Below are 1,537 nucleotides of genomic sequence, written 5' to 3'. Positions count from 1 at the left end.
TATATTATTCTTGTTTGAAAAGTTTTCGCCTGTCGATATGGTAATAGAAACTGGTTTTACTCCAATCAAGTTTTGTAATTTTGATGAAATAGAGGAGGCCCAATATGGTTATGGTTGGATCAAAGATCCAGATGGAATAATAAAAAATCCTAATTGGCCAGATAATAATTTAGTATTTATGGATGATATTGGTGGGGGAAAACCAATTATTGCTTTACTAGATAAACAAGATATACCTGTTTATGCTAATTATGACTCTGGGAAACCATTTAAAATATCTGATTCATTAGCTGATTTTTTCATTTCATTATCAAAACTAATAGAGATAATATATGGTGAATTTGATATTTTTGAAATTTGTGATGAAGATGATGAATTGAAACCAGAGTTTGTTGAAATGATTACTAAGGAAATTGAGCCATTAATAGGTGCAGATAATTTTGGGAATTTCTTTGACTATTTTTATGGTTAATAAGCGCAGTTTCGCACAATAGCTATATTAGAAAGCCGGAAAGATTCCTGTGATCTGCCGGCTTTTTGTTATCATCCCGCCTGATAATCCCCAATCAATTCCCGCATCCGCAGCTTAATCTCACTGAGCTGGTCTTGCTGGCGCTGGTACTGTTGCCTGATATTGCGGGTGTCGTCGCTGTCAGGAATGAGCACAATGCAGCCATCCATAATCTTGACGGTGAGTGTCCCACCAATCTCAAATCCGGCCTGCTTAAGCCATTGCCCTTTAAGATGTATCGCAGGCGGGGCGTTGGCTTTGTCATTTTGCGGCACGTATCCCACGGTGTAATAACGTTCTGTTTTGGCGGCTTTATTTACCGCCCGGTTTTGCTTAGAATGCGCCTTAGCCATGCTCAACTCCTTAATAGTTGCTTATGGTCAGCGGGGTTAAAGTGTTGGTAGCACTCTTTCCCCGCGTTAAATAAAAGAATAGTTTTTACCTTGCCAGCGCCTGTAACTGCTTCTTGGTTAAAAAGGCATCCAGCAACTTCTTAATCACTTCCTTATCTTCTTCCGGTAATTGTTCCACGGCCTGAAACTGCCGCAGTAACTCCCTGTCTTCAAAGCGGGCTTTCGCTGCTTCGGTCTCTGCCCCTTCCAGCAAATAATCACTGCTTACCCCGAGCACATCCGCCAGACGTTTTAACGTATCACTGCCCGGCCGTGAGGTGCCGCGCTCAAAGCGGCCTATGTGGGTGTAATGCAGTTCGGCCAGCTTGCCCAGTTCAGACTGGGAGAGGCCTTTTTGTCTGCGCAGTTCCCGCAAACGTTGTGCAAATCCGTTCTCTGTTGCCGCTGCCATATCAAGCACCTCTGTCATTATTGCGGTCTCAAATGTAGCTATGTTGCCGTAATTATGACTCATCTTCCATGCTCCGGTGCGTTGATATGCGCTTTACATGCTTGACATAATAAAGCCTTGAGGCTAACTTATCAAGCATCGATGCTTTATTAAAAAATATTTTGTAAGGATATCTGATATGGCTCGCATCCCGGAAGCAGAATTACAGCACCTGAAATCCGC

3 protein-coding genes are annotated in these 1,537 nt (G+C 42.6%); 1 reads left to right on the top strand and 2 read right to left on the bottom strand.

Going from position 1 to position 1,537, the window contains the following annotated elements:
- Positions 1-472: hypothetical protein (locus Xmir_RS26045; protein ID WP_167386045.1), on the top strand; the 472-nt coding region annotated here is incomplete at its 5' end.
- 71 nt (positions 473-543) lie between these two features.
- Here the strand turns inward: Xmir_RS26045 and Xmir_RS22060 are convergent.
- Complete coding sequence (locus Xmir_RS22060; RefSeq protein ID WP_099116099.1) at positions 544-864, bottom strand: SymE family type I addiction module toxin; 321 nt, start codon at positions 862-864, stop codon at positions 544-546.
- Between the two features lie 85 nt (positions 865-949).
- Positions 950-1,378 carry a helix-turn-helix domain-containing protein gene (locus tag Xmir_RS22055; protein WP_244171026.1) on the bottom strand — a complete coding sequence of 143 codons (429 nt, stop codon included), beginning with the start codon at positions 1,376-1,378 and terminating at the stop codon, positions 950-952.
- Between the last annotated feature and the right edge of the window lie 159 nt (positions 1,379-1,537).

Source organism: Xenorhabdus miraniensis, from assembly GCF_002632615.1.
This window is presented reverse-complemented; position numbering and strand designations above follow the sequence as displayed.